This window comes from Pseudomonas sp. CC6-YY-74 (assembly GCF_002025205.1).
Lineage (GTDB): Bacteria > Pseudomonadota > Gammaproteobacteria > Pseudomonadales > Pseudomonadaceae > Aquipseudomonas > Aquipseudomonas paeninsulae.
Window position 1 is genome coordinate 1,807,332 of sequence record NZ_CP019947.1, and the last position, 19,038, is coordinate 1,826,369.

The 19,038-nt window shown below is 50.9% G+C and carries 14 protein-coding genes and 1 pseudogene; all 15 read right to left on the minus strand.

The features are described from left to right. Nucleotides 1-33: 33 nt before the first annotated feature. The 15 genes and pseudogenes from B2D37_RS08370 to B2D37_RS23595 all read right to left on the minus strand — a co-directional run bounded on the left by B2D37_RS08370 (nt 34) and on the right by B2D37_RS23595 (nt 19,001). On the minus strand, nt 34-1,746 hold the full coding sequence (locus B2D37_RS08370; RefSeq protein WP_079202266.1) for a hypothetical protein: 1,713 nt from the start codon (nt 1,744-1,746) through the stop codon (nt 34-36). A gap of 106 nt (nt 1,747-1,852) precedes the next feature. Next, complete coding sequence (locus B2D37_RS08375) at nt 1,853-3,067, minus strand: glycosyltransferase family 4 protein (RefSeq protein ID WP_079202267.1); 1,215 nt, start codon at nt 3,065-3,067, stop codon at nt 1,853-1,855. Between the two features lie 87 nt (nt 3,068-3,154). Further along, nucleotides 3,155-3,808, minus strand: a complete 654-nt coding sequence (locus tag B2D37_RS08380; protein ID WP_079202268.1) for a sulfotransferase family 2 domain-containing protein — start codon at nt 3,806-3,808, stop codon at nt 3,155-3,157. Between the two features lie 17 nt (nt 3,809-3,825). Further along, on the minus strand, nt 3,826-4,788 hold the full coding sequence (locus B2D37_RS08385) for an IS30 family transposase (protein ID WP_079202269.1): 963 nt from the start codon (nt 4,786-4,788) through the stop codon (nt 3,826-3,828). A gap of 404 nt (nt 4,789-5,192) precedes the next feature. After that, complete coding sequence (locus B2D37_RS23065) at nt 5,193-5,948, minus strand: hypothetical protein (RefSeq protein WP_154067064.1); 756 nt, start codon at nt 5,946-5,948, stop codon at nt 5,193-5,195. A 15-nt stretch (nt 5,949-5,963) separates the two neighbouring features. Further along, a complete protein-coding gene (locus B2D37_RS08390) occupies nt 5,964-6,395 on the minus strand; it encodes a sulfotransferase family 2 domain-containing protein (RefSeq protein ID WP_154067065.1) in 432 nt (143 codons plus the stop codon). Next, entirely contained in the window at nt 6,359-6,691 is a 333-nt protein-coding gene (locus B2D37_RS23070; RefSeq protein WP_154067066.1) for a hypothetical protein, read from the minus strand. Before B2D37_RS23070 ends, B2D37_RS08390 begins: the two co-directional genes overlap by 37 nt. Then, nucleotides 6,672-7,529 (minus strand): SGNH/GDSL hydrolase family protein, encoded by an 858-nt coding sequence (locus tag B2D37_RS08395; RefSeq protein WP_079202270.1) that lies wholly within the window; start codon nt 7,527-7,529, stop codon nt 6,672-6,674. Before B2D37_RS08395 ends, B2D37_RS23070 begins: the two co-directional genes overlap by 20 nt. Continuing rightward, a complete protein-coding gene (locus tag B2D37_RS08400) occupies nt 7,526-9,658 on the minus strand; it encodes a glycosyltransferase (protein WP_079202271.1) in 2,133 nt (710 codons plus the stop codon). Before B2D37_RS08400 ends, B2D37_RS08395 begins: the two co-directional genes overlap by 4 nt. After that, the gene (locus B2D37_RS08405; RefSeq protein WP_079202272.1) at nt 9,655-11,601 is read right to left on the minus strand and encodes a glycosyltransferase; all 1,947 of its coding nucleotides are present in this window, start codon (nt 11,599-11,601) and stop codon (nt 9,655-9,657) included. Before B2D37_RS08405 ends, B2D37_RS08400 begins: the two co-directional genes overlap by 4 nt. A 143-nt stretch (nt 11,602-11,744) precedes the next feature. Beyond that, nucleotides 11,745-13,646 carry a sulfotransferase family 2 domain-containing protein gene (locus B2D37_RS08410; RefSeq protein ID WP_177345198.1) on the minus strand — a complete coding sequence of 634 codons (1,902 nt, stop codon included), beginning with the start codon at nt 13,644-13,646 and terminating at the stop codon, nt 11,745-11,747. A gap of 134 nt (nt 13,647-13,780) precedes the next feature. Continuing rightward, on the minus strand, nt 13,781-15,043 hold the full coding sequence (gene wecC, locus B2D37_RS08415) for a UDP-N-acetyl-D-mannosamine dehydrogenase (RefSeq protein ID WP_079202274.1): 1,263 nt from the start codon (nt 15,041-15,043) through the stop codon (nt 13,781-13,783). A gap of 2 nt (nt 15,044-15,045) precedes the next feature. Then, nucleotides 15,046-16,179 carry a non-hydrolyzing UDP-N-acetylglucosamine 2-epimerase gene (gene wecB, locus B2D37_RS08420; protein WP_079204936.1) on the minus strand — a complete coding sequence of 378 codons (1,134 nt, stop codon included), beginning with the start codon at nt 16,177-16,179 and terminating at the stop codon, nt 15,046-15,048. A gap of 403 nt (nt 16,180-16,582) precedes the next feature. Next, nucleotides 16,583-17,104 carry a transcription/translation regulatory transformer protein RfaH gene (rfaH, locus tag B2D37_RS08425; protein ID WP_177345199.1) on the minus strand — a complete coding sequence of 174 codons (522 nt, stop codon included), beginning with the start codon at nt 17,102-17,104 and terminating at the stop codon, nt 16,583-16,585. Between the two features lie 362 nt (nt 17,105-17,466). Beyond that, nucleotides 17,467-19,001: pseudogene (locus B2D37_RS23595) on the minus strand (MBL fold metallo-hydrolase RNA specificity domain-containing protein). Nucleotides 19,002-19,038 lie beyond the last annotated feature (37 nt).

Sequence of the window (19,038 nt, forward strand, 5' to 3'; positions counted from 1 at the left end):
CTATCTTCTCTGCGCCCTCATCCGTATAAATATTCAATAACTGACAGATGCCGAAACAACGTCAAGACGCTCTAGCAAGGCTGGCAACAGAGCAACTGCATCCGAATAAAGCTGCCTATTGCAGCCAGCCTCAAGCGCAGCGCACAAGGCGGCAAGCTCTACCTGACACACATCGCTCCCCGCAAGCTCCTGCCGCACAGCCTGTGACCGCCCCAGCATCTCAGCCAGATCATCTAGCCGCACGACCGGCCAGCCAGCACCGAGCGGCTCCATCGACCAGCGCCCCCAGTTCAGCAGCACCGGCCCTGATTCCTCACACTGGTAAATATTGGGAAACCCCGTGTCCGGGGTAAATATCCATAGCGGTAACCGCTGCAATATGCCAATCAACTGTGGCAGAACCGCTAACAAGCGGTCCAACTGCTGCTGCTGCCCAGCATCGACGACTGCGACCTGCAGCCTTAGTAGCAGAGGGGCTCGCAGACGCTGCCATAAAAACGGCCGCGAACGCTTATAGCGCTTTATCAAGGCTTCACTCGGCTGAACGTGCATCAAGCTGGCAATCAGGGGGATACGCATTCTCTTGCCCGTCAGCATGCCCACGAAACTGCCTTCGGGCAGCACATATAACAAACAATGCACCCCCACTACTTGCGTAACCCCACGCAGCCGCAGTGCAGGCAGGCCTGGCAAAGCTTCTGATGCAAGGGTTGACTCATGCAGCGCAAGTGTGCGGCGACTCGGGTCATACAACTTAATCAGGAATCGACCCTCTTGCACCTCTACCAGCAAAGCAGCGACACTCGCCACGCCGGTTTGCTGCCAGCGAATGTCCAACTCACCACCTTGCCAGGAAGTAAACTCGCGCATAAGCGCTGACACCCAGTCCCGACGGTTCGAAGGCGCTAACAAATTCAGGTACTCGCTCTTGTCATGCGCAAGCATCGGCAAAAGTACCCTGCCATGAAAAAACAGCGCATCCAGTTTGATCTGCTGTCGCCTGAGGCTGGCCAAATCGCCTACCATGCCCCCCATACGCTGCATTACCTGGCGGCTCAACAACAGAGCAACAATGCCAATAATCACACCTGGTGGAATCCATAAAATAAAGTCGGCGACCAGATAACCAAAAGCGACAAAAAAGCCAAGCCCTGCAGCTACCGCAAGCACACTAGCTAAATTATTTTCAAGCTTTTGCCGGAAGCCTTCGTTCAACCGGTACAACAACCACACCAATGCCCAAGCTAGCAAGGTATAGCCGAGCAACACCAACGCCATTATCGGGTAGAAATAGCCTAAACCAACCAATGCCAAAGCAATGAAGACACCGCTTGCCAAAGCACGGGAAAACCGCGAGTACGCATCCCGCGCCAACTCATCCTGATTATCAAACAATGCCATCTTATGGCTACGCTGTAGCAATCGCTGCGCACCCATCGCAGTAATAGCTCGAATCAACCGCTCAGCCAAAAGATGCAGCAGATAAAAACCCAGAGTTCCTAAGCATAGAGCCCCAATCAGCAACTCCCAATCCAATGCGGCCAGACTTTCCGGAAAATAACGTGGAATGCGCTCGGAGCCCAGCAAGATAACGACTTTCAACGGCAGAAAATTTGCCAACAAGGTCGATATCTGCGACAGCAACGTCGCGCACACAATAATAAATGTCTGCAGGGGAACAACGCGCGCAAACTTTGCCCCCAGCGACACAACCCAGCGCAACGCTCGTACCACGGTGAGCATCATAAATCAAACCTCTAACACACTCAAAACATTGCTCAAAAAGCAGTAACAGAGCACGAGAAATATCTTTAGCCGGCCACATAAAAACATAACACGAAAACACATTCACTCACCGATCACAGCCCAATACTTTGTCATAAAGCTTCAATAACTCATGTTCCTGCGACTCCCAGGAGAGTCTGCTGGATGCCTTGCAAGCACTCTCGGCGTAATACAAACGCAGAGATTTATTGCCAGCAAGTTGCTTGATAGCTTCAACAAGCGCTGCGGAGTCACTAGGTCTGACCAACAATCCAAGGTCGTACTCACGTACGACACGACGAATTTCGGGAAGGTCTGATGCAATAACAGGTAGCCCTGCCTGAATGTACTCAAAGAGCTTATTGGAATCCGTAGTAAAGTGATTAAAACAGGTATTCTCAATAGGCTGTACACCGATATCCGCAGAAGCGGTATAAGCAGGTAAATCAACCAAGGAAACAGTTGGAATAAAGCGAACACGATCTGATACGCCAGCCTCCTGAACAATTGCACGCAATGGACCATCAAGCCGGCCGCCACCGATGAAAACAAAATAGGTATCGGGAACATCATGCGCCAAGCAGGCCAATCGCTCCAAACCTCGGCCTTGTTGAATCCCGCCCTGATACAGAACAATTGGCCATGGTTTGTCCAGCCCCAACTCCTCGCGAATGCGGTTTGACTGCAGCACTGGCTGCTGACGCGGCCTATTCTGCAAAACAATCGGACGAGGTATACGGTATGCCCTTGCAAAAAACTTGGCTCTTGCATCAGTCGTAGTGATGGTGCCATCAGCCCGTGGCATTAGCATTCTTTCGATCAAGCCAACAATTTTTCGTAGCCCGGCATAACCCTCCCGGCTGGTGCTAATTTCATGCGCGTCATAGACCAAATGCGCCCTCGATACTTTTGCCGCCAACCAGCCAGTAACAAGGGTATTGACATCATGAGAGTGAACGAGGTCAGGCTTGGCTCTTAATATACTGAGCAGCAAATAAAAATGCGCCCAAAGGCGCGCCACAACTCTTAATGAAAACCTGAATAAACCCAATCTACCAGCTGGTTTTCCAACCGCACCAACCTTGCTGGCTGCCGTCGATTTTCTATATTTCCAAAATGGGCTTCGCGGCACTCTAAGGACACTGACTCCGCCTTGCAGCGTTTCTCGTAACAGCGTCACACCCGGCGTATGCAAGGCGTGAACGCTTACATGATGGCCTGCGGACGATAGCGTCTGAGCCTCTTTGAGAACGCGGGCGTCATTGGTAAACTCGTTCCAAACGATCATTGAGATGCGTGCCACATTTGCTCCGATCTTAGAGGGCTGCCGCCATATTTTATTTAATTTACAATGAGCTTCGCAAAGAGCATAGCAAAAGCCACAAAGGAACTATCTAGCATAGCCAAAGTGAAAGAAATCTGGCTCGTAAACTGAAAACACCCTCGCCTTCAAATCCGGGTTCCAACCATCATCCTCGGCAATATCAGCTACTCCTTCCGCCGCCATCCTACGCACTCTTGTTTTATTAGCACGAGGAATCTCCGAGACAGAGACCCCAACCTTCTGCAACAGCGGAGGCAACTTCTCGTCAATTTCCTCAAGCCTTACCCATTGATCGATGCCTACAAAACCTTTAGCGTCGCAAACATATTCAAACTGAGGCGACATGAACCAACACATGTCTCCTTTATTTTTGACCTGCCAACAAAGGACATCGATTACAAATTCCGCAAAAGACATTGACGAGTCATACCGGAGGTACCTGTAGAGAGACAATACACGTGCATACGGATTTCTGACAACAGAAAATACGAAATACTCCCGCATCAACGCTTCATCAGCGTACCCGTAACGCAGATAGTCCCGATAAGTAAGGTGAGCCAGTCTAGGGGGCCCCGCATCGGGATTATCATTGGGTCTCAATATCAGGGGAGCACGACTCTCCCATGTCAAACCGCAATCCTCGATAAATATGCGCTCGACGCTTTGCCCCCCACACTTCGGTATATGAACAAAAACGCAGCGATGCGCATGTGAAATCATTTATTACCTCCCTGAATTCAACGCATAAGTGCAACGCTCACCCCTGTTTGTACTTCGTATGGTGTCTTCCAGCCCAAGCGTTTGCGTGGTCGTAAATTGATCTTCATTACCGCCTGATTAACGGCCTCCACAGTCAGCTTGCTGAAGTTGCTGCCCTTGGGGAAATATTGCCGCAACAGGCCATTCGCATTTTCATTGCTGCCGCGCTGCCAAGACGAATACGGGTCAGCAAAATAGACCGCGCATTGGCTCTTGCGGGCGATGCATTCATGACCGGCAAACTCCCGGCCATTGTCCAGCGTCAACGTGTTTGCCACATGCCCCTTGAGCAGCAGGTTGATCGCTCGCGTCACCTGTCGCCGTGTTCTGCGCTTGACCGGATACGCGCTCAGGTAGCCGCTTTTTCGATCAACCAACGTCACGATATTGCCGCCGAGGCCGTGCACCGTATCACCCTCCCAATCGCCTAGCCGTTCACGTGTTTCGACCTCAGCAGGCCGCTCACTGATCGACACGCGATTTCGTAGTTGTCCGCGCCGGTCGTGGCTTCCGTAGCGCTTTCGGTAGCATTTCCGACGGTGGCGAAGGTGCATATACAAATCACCGCCACGGCGCTTGTCGATGGCGATGAACTGGTAAATCCACTCATGACTCGCAGTGTCATCAGGCCGCTCTTGCTTCAAACGATGAGCAATTTGTTCTGGGCTCATCCCGTGCTGAAGCCAGATCGGCAGGTAGTGACGGAACCAGGCAACGGGCTTGCAGTACTTGTGTGCTTGGGCACGGCGCGCATCGCTTTTCTGGGTCGCTGGAGCAGCTGCGTAGCGATTTTCTGTGCTGTTGCGGCGGATCTCTCGGCTGATGGTTGCGGGATGCACGCCAAGCTGTTTAGCAAGGCTGACCTGGTTTTTGCCGGCGATTAAACCGGCCTCAATCTGGTAACGTTGGCTCTGAGTCAGCTGCCGGTAAGGCGTAGTCATCTGCGCTTGAATCCTTCGGTGTGAGAGCCTGGATTCTACCGGTGGCTGGCTCTCTGCCTGTCGTCTCAAACGTTGCACTTATTCTATGAATTCAAACTCTCAAAAAGTATAAATGCTAGCAGTGCCATAACGAACAACCAACGCCTAATTAATCATGCTGCGCTGCCGTAACAGCTACGCAAACCAAGTGTATATTAAAAACATTAAGCCTAAACCGAGGCCTCAATCTCAGAAAGCATACCGATATACCGTACCAGCTTTCAAAAACACCAACACAGCCGCACAAAAGCCAGCGCTCACACTCAAAACAACAAAAAATCTGTTAACGAAGGCATTCAAAACCGGGGAGACTTAAAATGATGACTAGCGCAAAATAAAAACAAATCACACAACCGCATCAAACATCAAACATCATAATTCATAAAAGAGAAGGCCTCCGAGAAAAGCGTTTGCGCACGAGCCTTGTTTGCGAAATCTAATATATGAAAAGCATCTAGGTGTCGAGATGATTTTTTTAGATCAGGAAAGCCAGCCAAATCAGAGGGCAGACCTAAAACCTGAAGAACCTCCGAAAGCCCTTTCGAAAGATCATCAAAATCAATAACCCTATCAACTACAACCCTGCCACCTTCTGTATATTTATTCCAATTTATTTTTTTATAAAAGCCAGGCTGATCCATAAATTTTGCAATCGCATAATTTATCTTACCAACATCAAATTCCCAAAAAACACCACCCACTGAATTATACTGCGCATTATCATACAGAACACTTGAAAGAAGCCACGAATAGGGATGTCTATCGATACTAAAAGAATAGAAGCCCCCTACATCAAAACCAGACGCCTCAACCAGATTTTTACAATAGCTGTAATCCATATGACTAAAAGCACTCTTTTTCTGACCCGATAAAAAACTGGCTGCCTCATCATACTTCCCAGCAAGAACTAAATCAGTATATATCTGTTCATTCGCGGCAAACTTGAGATAATTTTTTGACATATGCCCTCGTGACGCACAGTAATGCTCATCTCTTGGGGTAACAGCTGGAACAATATCACACTCACCAGCAAACCCTCTCAAGTGAGCCTCAACCGAAGTACCAGCAACCTTTTTTGTTTTAATAAAAACAAAGTTATGTTCATAACTAACAATCGACATAACCCGTTTAACTCCTTACCTAAGAATGGACACATTGTACCCAAAACAGGAAAAGTCCTTCTCATACCTTTCAGCAACCAGCTTAACCAAATGACTCTCCCAATAGTCACCAAGACTTTTGGTAGAATTGGTTTTAGAAGGAGATTTATTTATACTAGAAAAATCCTTCACTGCAGACTTCGGGTATATTATCTTCCAGACCTTGCCCATATCCTCGTTAAAATTCTCCTGCCTACCAATGAAATCATACTTCACCAAGCCCGACATCGTATCGGCGTATTGCAGCCGCCAATGATTGTTTTGCTCAAAATCTGTCTGTTCACAAATAACTGTCACGAACTCTTCAAAACTAAATTTGTGCCCCTCTTTTACCCCAGACCATCGAACCAGCTCCTTATATGGGGCGGATTTCACATCCTGAATCCTGTCAAGATAACAAGACAGCAATCTACTAAATGGGTTTCTAACAAACGTAAATCGATAATACCCCCCCCAAACAAAACCTCTTCCAAAGCACTTTCAGTCAGTTGGTAAGGCGAAATCAGAGGAGAACTAAGCCTATCATGCACAGTTTTATAGGAAATCCCGGTGCCGGCAAGCTCCTCACCATACAAGAAATGTTTTACCGTACTGTTGGCAGCCTTACCAACAGAATGAAAAAAGTATTTATTCTTTAGTGAAATATAAGAATGATTATAAAAATCTTTCTTTGGCTTAGCGACTTTACTCAAAATATTCTTCATTTGACCCTATCCACGAGAACAATAAATCCGCAAAAAAGCGCGACCCTGCTTCATCCATATGCAAATCATCTTGCGAGTAATTTTCAAAATGACCTAATACTTCTTCCAGGTCAATTAAATCCACATTTCGCCGCTTGCAATATCCCCTCAACACCAAGTTTGTTTCACGCCTTGCTTTCAAAACCGAAGAAAATCGAATTAATGAATTATATCTACTTCTTAGAAACCCATCACTATCAAAATCTTGTCTATGCGGGAACGTTAAAAAAATCACCCGTATGCCAAAAGCAGCCAAAACCTCATGCACACTCTTTATTAGAGACCTTATATCAACAAGGGTAAAGCCAATACCACTGTATCCTGACTCATGCGGAACAAAGGGAGAAACGACTTTACTAGCCCCCCAAGCGCCGCCATCAACCCCCAGCGAAAATGCATCGTTAGAGGGCAGCACATAAAAAACCGCTTTAGGCTTAAGAGGGAGAACCTTGTTCACAATAACATTCAACAAGTGAACACTAGTTGCCCCTGAATAACCACCATTGTAGCAAGCCATCCGCCTTCCCAAACGCCAAAGCCTATCTTCTAATATAGAATGAAACCTAAACTTTTCGTCCACAAACACTGACTCAACAAAAGAGTCACCTAAAAACAAGAGCAGACCCTCAGCATCGTCAAGATCAAACCCATTACCCGAAACAATAAAACCCTGGCTATTCGTCTGTATCCGATAATCCTTGACTACGCACCGGTCCCTTACTTCAGAATATTTTTCGCTTGGTGATTTAGTTAAGACCTGACTTACACCCCATTCCTTAAGCCGAATACTCCTTTTCATAAACCACCTAAAACCTCAGAAAGAAGTTCGACCACAGGTTTATTTCGCGCAATAAGCCGATCCTTCTCGCCCTTAATATCTATTACGTCTACCCCCAATACTTTTGACGCTGCCCCACGAGAATCATTAACAATATTTCCTGCACCCCAAGTATCTTTAGCCCCCTCCCAGTTCCAAACTATCGGCATAGCCCCCGTAAGCATCCCTTCTCCGATAGCCATATGGAATGATTCAGAGTCTGAGGGCGAAAGAATAAAGCCCACCATGGTAAACCAATCGTTTACATCGTCCCCAGGCGGATCAAATATGACTTTATTGCGCAGCAAAGGGTTGCTGTTGATCCGCTCGAAGACCTGACGATAGTAGACCAGCTCGTCTTCTCGCTTGAGCAACCAGTCATAGTCCAGCGGATGCTTGCCCTTTACCCGCAGGCAATAGCGTTTATCTTCTGCCTGCAAGGCTTCAAGTAGGTCGATGGCGCGATCCAGTCGCTTGCCCTTTGGTGCTACACCAACCATACCAAGCGTATAGCGGGCATCCCCGGTTTTTTTCTTGGGGGTAAACTTGCTGTCATCCAGGTAGTTCGGGATAACAGAGGTATTTTCCAGAGAAAAACCTTTAAATACCTCGAGAGCATGGCGACGCGTATGCTCGCTGACGAAGCTAACATGATCAATTGCGTTCCAGTTCGCCTCCGCCATGTAGGGCACACGAGCTTCTTGAGCGTGAAAACGTGCGACCAGGCGCTGATGGGGCTTCTTGTTGTGCGAATACCACTTGAGATTGCCTAGGCACCATTCACAGAAGACCACATCGGCCTGCTCCAGCAGGGCGCGACTTTGCGCTTCGCTGTGCCTGTTATGTCCTTGCCATTCATCTATCAGAAACTCAAACTGACCTGTGGCTTCCAGCTTTTTCTGAAGTAAGTTGAAGAACTTTAGATCATGCCCAGCCACCAGAACTCGGATTTTACGTATCAAGTTTGGTGTTTCTACGAGCCATTGACGGATGTCCTCCGTGCGTGCTGAAAACGTGTGTCGCTTTGCCAGCGCGTGTAGCACATCCGCTGCCTGCTGGGCGACCAGCGGCTCACTCAGTGCCCGGGTAAGCTGACTCGCAAACTCTTCGGCACTGTTGGCAAAGAGTGGGTAATCTTTGCCAAGTAGCTCCTCATGCAGGGAGTTACGGTTGAGAATGGCGGCGCACCCTGCACCACCGTACTCCAGCATTTTGGTGGAGTATTCAACGGTGTCATTCATACTCTCGGCGCGCCAGGAAAGTCCTACCCGAGCCTGGAGCAACTGCTGCTGCACCGCTTCGCGCGACTGGGGCCCCAACCAGCGCAGACCTTGAGTATCAGCCAATGCAAGGCCCATGCGTGCCTCATAGTCAAGGCGGCCTGGTTGACTATGGATCTTGTCGCCAATCATCAACAGTTCGCTACCCGGAACCGGATGATGCACTGCCGGCCACGCCTCAGCCATCTCCAGCGTCATCCAATCCCCTTTGAACTTGCCAGCATAGATAGCGCGTAGAGGGCGCTCCGACAACACGGGTAGATGCTCAGGGAGATCAGGAATCACAGGGGTATAAAGGCTGACCTTGCTTTCGTCCAAACCGGGTACCAACGCGCACCAGAGGGCCTTGAAGCCTTCTGTCTGGCAAAGTAATCGACGACAGCCATTGGCTATGCGGCGCATGGTATGGCGCAAGTCGCCACTGTACTCCGCCGCCGACTGCGGGATATCGGTGAGATAGATCCAACATTTGCTCAACAGCCCTGGGTTGTCCAGCAGTTTGGCGACAATCTCCATCCCTCGAACGATAACCACATCATAGGGGGCGATGCTGTCCAGCTTTAATGCCAGATCCGCCATCATCGATAGAGACAAGCGCTGATGGGCCTTACCCTGCCAGTATTTACTACTGGTGCCATCAATAATGTTGAGAGCCGGGGATACCTTCAATGGCTGGAATAGTTCATCACGGGCAGGAGAACTCTTGGCAATAAAATCGACATGAGCCATACCCGTAGCGGCCGTAGCTAGAGCAATGGTTTGCGCCCAAATTGATGAGCCATCAATATAGTTGAGATCCGGAGCCGCACAGATCAATACACGCTTTATCATTTACCGCCCCCAATCTCTTGCTGGGCCGCTGAACCGCTCTGCTGAAAGTGCTCGCTATCTGCCAGGTACAGGTCTGAACGCGACAACCTGGTTTCAGGCTTAGTGGTGAGATGGTGTTTGCGGAAATCGGTAGTGTCCCAAAGTGCACCGCACAATACGGCCTGCTCGCCATAGCCAAATACATCCTGCTTGAGCGCTTTTGCCCAACCTTTGGCCTCAGGTTCATAGGCGCTGGCATTGACCAGATCTCTCAGGTAATGCACACCGTAATGGCAGCGAGGACTTAAACAACCGGCAATTGGAGTATCGGCCTGCTGCTCAACAAACCAGGCATTTTTTTCTCCCGGTTGCATCAGGACTATTTGCTCGGAAAGGTGACCCGCCATTGCAGCAATACCCTGTGGGCACTCGACACCAAGGAGAAAGCGACGGTAGCTCTGCTCTTTGGCGAACTGGTTCAGGACTTCAAGCTCTACCTGACTATGCACTTCGGCAATTAAAACTATGGCAGGTTCAGTGGGCATACGATATTCGATACCTAGACGCTCGAAAATATCGTTGAGACGGTGAGCATAAGTGTGCCTGGAGAAGACTTCACGAATGCCAGCAAGACTACGCCGACGCCATTCCACATCATCGGTCATCAGGGTATGAATGGCCTCATCAGCCTCTTCCTGACTATGCACCAGCCATACAGCCCCCAGCTCAAACAGGTTTTCAATGCCCTGAGCATAAGTACTAACTATTGGCGTGCCACAGGCCATCAGCTCGAATACTCGCCGTGAAAACATGGTGGGCGATTCTGTAACTGAATTAACGTTCAAGAACACTCGATAACGACTGTATTCGTCGCACAGCTCTTTATACGGCAAGCTTCCCTTGATACCTGCCTTATACTCATCAGGGAAGGGAAAAATACCCGTCCCATGATTGCGATCATAAATATCAAGGCCATGCTTGTTGGCTGCTTCCAATAGCCAACGCATGGCTTGCCCACGCTCCGCATGGCGATTGCCATACCAACTACCAGCAAAGCAGGAGAGCGGCTTACGGCCCGCCAATGGTGCCGGCTTGTGGAGTGCAGGCTGTGCGGCAAACGGTAGTGCATGAACGTTTTGATTGCCTGTCTTGAGTCGGTAAGAATCCTTCATAGCGGCATCAGTAGTAAAGATGTGATCTACAAGTTTCGCTGTGCACATGAATTTATCGTGATGCACTGGATCTTCCTTGTTCCAGAAAAGCGTGGGGATGCCCTTTTCCCGAGCATACTGACAAATCTGAGCAATTTCCTGGCCTGGTTTATTGGCATACTCAGCCACCCGATACTGCCAACTACCTTGATTGCCTTTCCAGGCACTTTCAATAAAAATCAATTCGGGCTTATATTTTTCAGCCAATGCATACCAGTTATCTGGCCTTGGCTGGATAAGATTCACATCTTCCTCGAAACAGCCACTGGTAAATTCGTCCATGACGCCTAGCACGTAGGGTTTGCCATTTTTCGGATATTCGGGCCAGCCTAAAATACTAATTTCAGCGGCTTGCGCGCTAGGCGGAATAAACTGATCAACGACATGGATTTTTTTGAGTTTGGGCTTGACCACGAGATCACAGATAAAAACTTGTTCCTGCTCGTTCTTATTAAAACCACACAACCCAAAATGGACTTCAGAAACTCCTGCAGGAACAGTGAACTCATGTAACTCTTGCACCTGATTTTGCGTGCAGGACAGGTACTTGAAAAATGCTTTCAGGTGACCTGACCTAACGACTTTCCCACACTCCCTCTCCACTTCAACACCCGCAGCGTTGAAGCTCTTGAACAGCATCACTGCCTTACGCTTCGCATCGCCTTTTACATTACGGTATTCAACTGCAGCGGTCACCGATAGCAACTGGCCCGGCATAACCTTAACTTTGTACCAAACGGGATCTTTGCCCACGAGCTCAACAACGCCTTTATGCTGGAAAACCCCAAACTCCGGTTTAAGCTCCTCCTCTTTTTTCTTGTCTACACTTAACTTTTCCGGAAAGTGTGGCTTGGCCTTTCCTTCGCTTCTCTTATTTTTAGCTAAACGCCATAGCGCTAGCGGAAGCCTAGCAACCCCCCCAAGGACTTCCCGGCCATGACTAGGTGATACCCAGCCTGATAGCGCGCAGAATTTTTCAGCCTTTCCTGTGTGGCCAGACTACTGGCAAGAAGTTTTTCCAGCTGTGCAACTCGCCCCTCAAGGGTCTTGGTCTTTGATAAAGACTGGCGCTCTTTAACTTTCGAGTCATCCTCGCGTGATTGCATATCACCTGAAATACTGCTCAACAAACTGCGCGTACTATCATGCGCTTTCTTTTCAGACTCCAGCAGGCCCCGTAACTCGCCAACCTTGAGACTCTTTGATTCAGCAACTGCCCCGCTCTCTTCTAACTTGCTTGCAAGCTCTACAAGGCGATCATTGGTAACTTTGTGTGCGGTAGACTCTGCAGATACCTGTTCTTCAAGCTTGCTAATGGTCAACTGTGCCTGCTGGAGCGCCTGCTCATCCGCGTCAAGCTGCGCCGCAAGCTTATCTCGCGTCAACTCATGCGCCTCAGTTTCGATTGAAACTTTCTCCTCAAGCTTAACAACAACCAATTGTGCCTGTTGGAACGCCTGCTCAACCACTTCAAGCTGCTCCGCCAGCGCCGCAAGCTTATCTCGCGTCAACTCATGCACCTCAGCTTCGATTGAAACTTTTTCCTCAAGCTTAACAACGACCAATTGTGCCTGTTGGAACGCCTGTTCAACCACTTCAAGCTGCTCCGCCAGCGCCGCAAGCTTATCTCGCGTCAACTCATGCGCCTCAGCTTCGATTGAAACTTTTTCCTCAAGCTTAACAACGATCAATTGTGCCTGTTGGAACGCCTGCTCAGCCTCTACAAACTGCTCCGCCAGAGCGGCCAGCTTATCTCGTGTCAACTCATGCGTTTCCACTTCGGCTGAGAACTGCTCCTCATACTTACTACTGGCCAACTGCACTTGCACAGCGTCTAATGATGCCTTCTGATCATTCAAAGCTTGCTGTAATTTATCAGTTGTATCTTGTGCAACCTTGGCCTCTTTCTCCTTAATCACTATCCGCGCAGTAAGTTCGGAAATTTTTTCACATGCAGCCTTGTACTCATGTTTCTTTGTTTCCAACCGCACCAGCAGCCTTCGTGAATTATCCAGCTGTTGCGGTGTTCTATTTTCGTTTTCGCCTACAACACTATTCCACTCTAGGATACGGTAGTCATCAGCATAAATTTCTTTGAGGCGCGCTTCAGCGGCAGGGGTCAACACCTGTTCGAGCGTTGGTAACGCTTTGAATTCAGCATATTTTTTTTGAAAATATACGGCAGGACAATTGACGTCGCACATTTCCAGCGGCACCGCACCCTTAGTAGTGCTGTTTGTTGGTTCTAAAAAAACCTCATTACACAATGCCTCGGGCAACAACTCTCGCATCTCAGCATACAACGAATCCATAGTGATGACTTTATTGTATGTTATCGGCAACAGATGCCAGGACTGCGGATACAGATGGCCATCCACGTCTTCCCAGCGGTCCGTCTCCAGCAAGCTTACGTATTCATTAACGAAGTCGTCAAACGTCAACAAACCAGCATCCCGTTGAACAGACTTGCTTAACCGGCCCAACAGATCTTCGGCACCATCTTGCTGAATTAGCTTGTTCTTATAGACAGAGAAAGCACGATCAATAGGATCCCGGTATACAAATACCTTATCGGCAAAAGATCGATCAATTTCCTCAGGTGTTAAATCTCTGACTTGCGCGTATTTCGCCATACAACCCAGCGAAGGAATATCGCCCGGACACAGCCCTGGGTGCAGAACCTTGAACAGTTTTTTGAACGAAGTTGAGGCATTTTTACGAATGTAGGTATAAAAAAATGAGACCCCCTCCCCCTGAAAAACAAAATCTGGAGAAAATTGTTTTTTTGCTGGAAACAATGACCGGGGCCTATAACTCACAAGAGTCTCACTTAATTATTTAGTGCGAACAAACATTCTTTATGTATTCGGATTGCCGCTGCTCTATTTTTTTGAAACTCAGTGCATTTTAGAGCAGGCAGGCCTTTCAACTTTTAAGACGCTGGCCACAGCCCGCGGGTATCCACCACGCTCAGTTGCTGCGGTAGGCTGAGGTTTTTGAACTGCTGATGATCCACCAGAAGCACGGCGATATCCGCACCTTCAAGCGCCTCATCAACACTCACCAGATCGGCTTTCGCAAGGTTCTTAGGCAGGATCTCAATGTTCGGTTCGACCATCATGATCTGACCGGGATGCCGTTGCAGCAACTCGGATGCAATGGCCAACGCCGGGCTTTCACGCAGATCATCAATATCTGGCTTGAAGACCAGGCCGAAGCACGCAATGGCCACATCACTAGCTGTCTTACCGGGATTAATGGCCAAATAAGCGCCCAACTCCTGATTGACCTTATCGAGTACCCATTGCGGCTTACTATCGTTCACCTCGCGGGCGGTACGAATCAGACGCGCTTCTTCCGGCGCCTGGCTGACGATAAACCAGGGGTCGACCGCGATACAGTGCCCGCCCACACCCGGACCGGGCTGCAGGATGCTCACCCGCGGGTGACGGTTGGCCAAGCGAATGAGCTCCCACACATTGATACCGAGCTTGTCGCAGATGATCGACAGTTCATTGGCGAAGGCGATGTTCACGTCACGAAAGCTGTTCTCGGTCAGCTTGCACATCTCGGCCGTGCGCGCATCGGTGATGATGCACTCACCGTCTACGAAGGTTTTGTATAGCCGTGCAGCTTCCGCCGAGCACTTGGCTGTCATACCGCCAATAATCCGGTCGTTTTCTATCAACTCGCGAAGTACGTGGCCCGGCAGCACACGCTCGGGGCAATGAGCAATCCGAATATCCGACTCCTCTCCATGCGTTTGAGGAAAAGTCAGATCCGAACGAGCCTCTGCAAGCCAGGCAGCCATTTGCTCGGTTGCACCTACCGGGGAGGTGGACTCGAGAATGACTAGATCGCCCTTCTTCAATACAGGTGCAATCGCTTTACTTGCCGCTTCGATATAGGACAAGTCGGGCTCATGGTCGCCCTTGAATGGAGTAGGCACCGCAATCAAAAACGCGTCGGCCGGCTCGGCTCTAGTGGTTGCCCGGAGATAACCTTCGGTGACAGCTGCATGCACAATTATATCCAGATCGGGCTCAACGATATGAATTTCGCCGCGGTTGATGGTCGCTACAGCATGTTCGTTTACATCGACACCAATGACTTTCTTCTTGCGCGCAGCGAAAACTGCTGCAGTAGGGAGCCCAATATAGCCGAGGCCGACTACAGAAATAGTTTCAAATTTCATCTTCAGCTCTTCTGGATTTTGGAAAGGGTTTCAATAATGCGAGTGCAGGCTTCGCCATCACCGTAGGGGTTGTGGGCAAAACTCATTTGACGATAGGCCTCGGCGTTCGTCAGCAGACTACTCAAGTTACGCGTAATGACGTCAACATCGGTACCCACCAGTTTCACGGTACCTGCGTCGACCGCTTCCGGGCGCTCGGTGGTGTCACGCATAACCAGTACAGGCTTGCCCAGTGAGGGGGCCTCTTCTTGTATGCCGCCCGAGTCGGTGAGAATCAGGTAAGAGCGGTTCATCATGTAGACGAAAGGCAGGTAATCCAGCGGCTCGATCAGGTGGATATTGCTGACACCCGCCAAGAGCCGATTGACCGGCTCGCGTACATTAGGATTGAGGTGCACCGGGTAGACGATCTCGATATCCGGGAAGGCCTTCGCCGTTTCGGCCAAGGCTTGGCAGATACGCTCAAAACCATCACCGAAGCTTTCGCGGCGATGGCCGGTGACCAGCACTAAACGGCTATCGGGACGAAGAAAGGAAAATTGCTGCTTGAATAAGCCTTGCAACTCAACGTCCTGATCGAGCTTCGCCACGACCTGAAGCAAGGCGTCGATAACGGTGTTGCCGGTGACTTCGATACTGGAGGCTGGAATGCCTTCACGTAGAAGATTCTGCTGGGAGGTTTCAGTCGGCGCAAAGTGAATGGCGGCCAGAGCACCGGTCAGCTTGCGATTGGCCTCTTCTGGCCATGGGGAATAGAGATTACCTGTACGCAGGCCTGCCTCAACGTGGGCAACCGGGATCTGATGGTAATAGGCCGCTAAAGTCGTTGCGAAGGTTGTAGCTGTATCGCCATGAACCAAGACGATATCCGGCCGAAACTCGCTGAAGACCCCTTTCATGCCTTGCAGAATGGCACTGGCAACGTCAGTCAGATCCTGACCCGGCTTCATGATATTCAGGTCGAAGTCTGGCCTCAGCTCAAATAGCTCAAGTACCTGGTCAAGCATCTCTCGATGCTGGCCGGTAACGCAGACCTGGGCGTCGAAGCGCGCATCAGCGACCAGCGCGAGAGCGAGGGGGGCCATTTTGATGGCTTCGGGGCGTGTGCCGAACACGCAAAGGGCTTTTATGGTCATGCTTATGCCGTTGCTGAAAATCAAATAGATCCATTACGCGCAGTAGGTAATGGGGTGAGAAACTTGGCGGGATAATGGTTTCCCGTTATTTATTCTTCTTCCTAAACACGTCGACTTTTCTGCCGAAGTCCGCCTGACCCTCCGTCACTGAGTACAATCCCGCCCCCTGTTTTCAGGACGCATGCCCACAGATAACACGGATGGTTCGCTTCAAAAAGCAAAAAGACATCGCGCCGGGGCGGCTTTCCTACAAGAGCAAATGCAGCCCACGCCAGTCGCGATTCGATCCCAGACACGCTACCGCCCCAGGATTTATCGTTGGTTTCCTGAGAACGTCACACTCTTCAAATTTTACTGGCATTGCCAGGGTGCAACCTTGATCTCGGCCAGGGCCGAGGCTTATTCAGTTCTTGACAATACTCACCAGCGGCATGCTGATCTGGTGCTGGCGGTTGAGCATATTGAGCAGCAGTATCACGCGCTGCTCGCCATCCATTGCCACGAAGATGGCATCCAGTTCGGCAAAGCCACCTTCGGTAATGCGCACGCCATCCCCAGATTCGAGGGCCAGTTTAACGATAGCGGCCGTGCGTTGCTGCAACTGCGCAATCAGATTGTTGTCGAGCTGTAGCGGCATACCGCCGAAACCCACGATGCGGTTGACCCCACGGGTCGAGCGCAGGGATGCCCAGTTGGCATCGGCTGCCAACTGAATGAATAGATAACCAGGGAACAGCGATTCGGCGATGATTTGCCGACGGCCACGGACTATCCGCTCGCAGCTGTGCTGCGGCCGATAGCAGGTATAGCCCTGGCGTAGCAGGTTCTCTTCTGCACGCTCATCCTGCCGGGGCTTGCAGTACACGAGGTACCAGGCCGGGGCCGTACTTGCGGTGCAGCGGTTAGTCGTAGTGCTTACGTTCATATGGGTAACAAGCACATCGGTGCAGTATCTGCAGGCCGACAGTTCACTCCTGTTTGAGTTGGCTTGGTTGAGCCAGCTGCATGGTTCGTTTAGGCCTAGCCAGCCATTAGGATGGATAGGAAGGACTTTTGGCGATTGAGGCCACATTTATATGTGTTGCCAAGTGCCGGGTTTTTGGCGGCCTGCTTCTATTCATTCTGCCATCATGGTGGGAGGGTTTTGAAGCGCCCCCACCTGCAGGTACGGCAGCTGTGTTGTGCATCGAAGAATTCGCGGCTAAAGCGGAACGCCGCCCGGCTGCGCCTACACAGTTAGGCATCGTTGGCACCGCTAGGGATTAATAGCTCCTGGTTGCGTTGGGTCTACTTGTGAAGCGCTTTCAGACGTTCGCCGAGTTCGTGCTTAGCGCTGGTTTCGCCATGGACGATGCGCACTTGGCTGGGCCAGTCGCGCATGCGTGTGACGAAACCCAGCAGGCCTTTTTGATCGGCATGGGCCGAATAGCCGCCTATGGTATTTATTTTCGAACCAATCTTGTAGCGCTCCTCGTCTAAATCCACGTAACCACCGCGCTCACCATACATCTGGATAGCTCGGCCGAGCGTGCCTTGCGCCTGGTAACCGATGAAGAGCACATCATGCCGAGGGTCATGCAGCATGGCTTTCAGGTAATTGACGATTCGACCGCTGCTGCACATACCGTTTCCGGCGATGACGATGGCCGGACGAGCGGTTGCCGTCAGATGGCGCACCATGCGCCAGATGGGCCTGGTGGCTGTCGACGGTTAGCGGCAACACAGCTGGTCAAAGCCCAGCGGGTTGCGGCCTTGCTTGACACGCTGCAGGGCCTCGTTGTCCCAGAAAGGTTTCAGCTCGCGGTAGACCCGGGTGAAACGGCTGGCCAAGGGGGAGTCGAGGATGATCGGGAGTGTGGGCCAGTCGGGGCCAGCCGTGTCGTGACTGCTGGCTTTACCCCTCACCCCAGCCCTCGGCTCGGGCATCCTGCTTCGCCCTACCTCCTACATCCATGCAGTCGTCTCCCCAGAGGGGAGAGGGAGATTAAGAGCGACTCTGCTCCCCAGCCCCTTGCTAACGGCATCGAGTTTCTTGCTGTGGATGATGTCTTCCAGCTCGTAGAGCAATTCCTGGGTGCGGCCGATGCTGAAGGCGGAGATCAGTACCGTGCCGTTGTTGGCCAGTGCTTGTTCGATGACGCTCTCCAAACGCTTGCGGCGGGTGCGGCGGTCTTCGTGAAACGGTCGCCGTAGGTGCTCTCGATCACCAGGATGTCGGCGCGATACGGCGGCTTGGGTGCTGGCAATAGCGGCGCATGCGGCGCGCACAGGTCGCCGGAGAAGACGATGCGTTTCTTCTCGCCAGACTCGGGGTAATGCAGATCGATTTCCACATAGGCCGAGCCGAGAATATGCCCGGCGCGCTGCAGGCGGATGCGGCAGGTCAGGCTTTCGGTTTCGTGCAGGCTGAACCAGGTCTTGTAGGGCTAGGCGATGATGCGCTGCTCGATCAGCTTGATGTAGCGCTCGACCTGTTTTTGATCGCGACTGAAGCCGAGCCTGAAGGCGTCTTCGAGCACAATGGGCAGCAGCTTGGAGGGTTCACTACAAAGGATTGGTCCTTTGACACCGGCGGCTAGCAGGTAGGGGATGCGCCCGACGTGATCGACATGCACGTGGGTGGCAACCAGGACCTTGATCGTATCCAGGGGGAATTCGATGGCCAGACGATCGGCGCCGGACTTGCCTTCAGGTGAGGTCTCCGCGCCCTGGAACAGGCCGCGGTCGATGATCAGGCTGTGTTGGGCGTCCATCAGCAGCTGATGACAGGAGCCGGTGACGCCGTCTTTGGCGCCATGGTGCAAGATATGAGGAAACCCCATCAGTTAGTCCTTTAACTTTGGTATTGAGCGATGCGAA

Excerpts from the sequence above, each read along its gene's own strand:
- B2D37_RS08370 (WP_079202266.1), bottom strand. The coding sequence starts at position 1,746 with ATGATGCTCACCGTGGTACGAGCGTTGCGCTGGGTTGTGTCGCTGGGG.
- B2D37_RS08380 (WP_079202268.1), bottom strand. The coding sequence starts at position 3,808 with ATGATTTCACATGCGCATCGCTGCGTTTTTGTTCATATACCGAAGTGT.
- B2D37_RS08385 (WP_079202269.1), bottom strand. The coding sequence starts at position 4,788 with ATGACTACGCCTTACCGGCAGCTGACTCAGAGCCAACGTTACCAGATT.
- B2D37_RS23065 (WP_154067064.1), bottom strand. The coding sequence starts at position 5,948 with ATGTCGATTGTTAGTTATGAACATAACTTTGTTTTTATTAAAACAAAA.
- B2D37_RS23070 (WP_154067066.1), bottom strand. The coding sequence starts at position 6,691 with ATGAAGAATATTTTGAGTAAAGTCGCTAAGCCAAAGAAAGATTTTTAT.
- B2D37_RS08395 (WP_079202270.1), bottom strand. The coding sequence starts at position 7,529 with ATGAAAAGGAGTATTCGGCTTAAGGAATGGGGTGTAAGTCAGGTCTTA.
- B2D37_RS08400 (WP_079202271.1), bottom strand. The coding sequence starts at position 9,658 with ATGATAAAGCGTGTATTGATCTGTGCGGCTCCGGATCTCAACTATATT.
- wecC (WP_079202274.1), bottom strand. The coding sequence starts at position 15,043 with ATGAAATTTGAAACTATTTCTGTAGTCGGCCTCGGCTATATTGGGCTC.
- wecB (WP_079204936.1), bottom strand. The coding sequence starts at position 16,179 with ATGACCATAAAAGCCCTTTGCGTGTTCGGCACACGCCCCGAAGCCATC.
- rfaH (WP_177345199.1), bottom strand. The coding sequence starts at position 17,104 with ATGAACGTAAGCACTACGACTAACCGCTGCACCGCAAGTACGGCCCCG.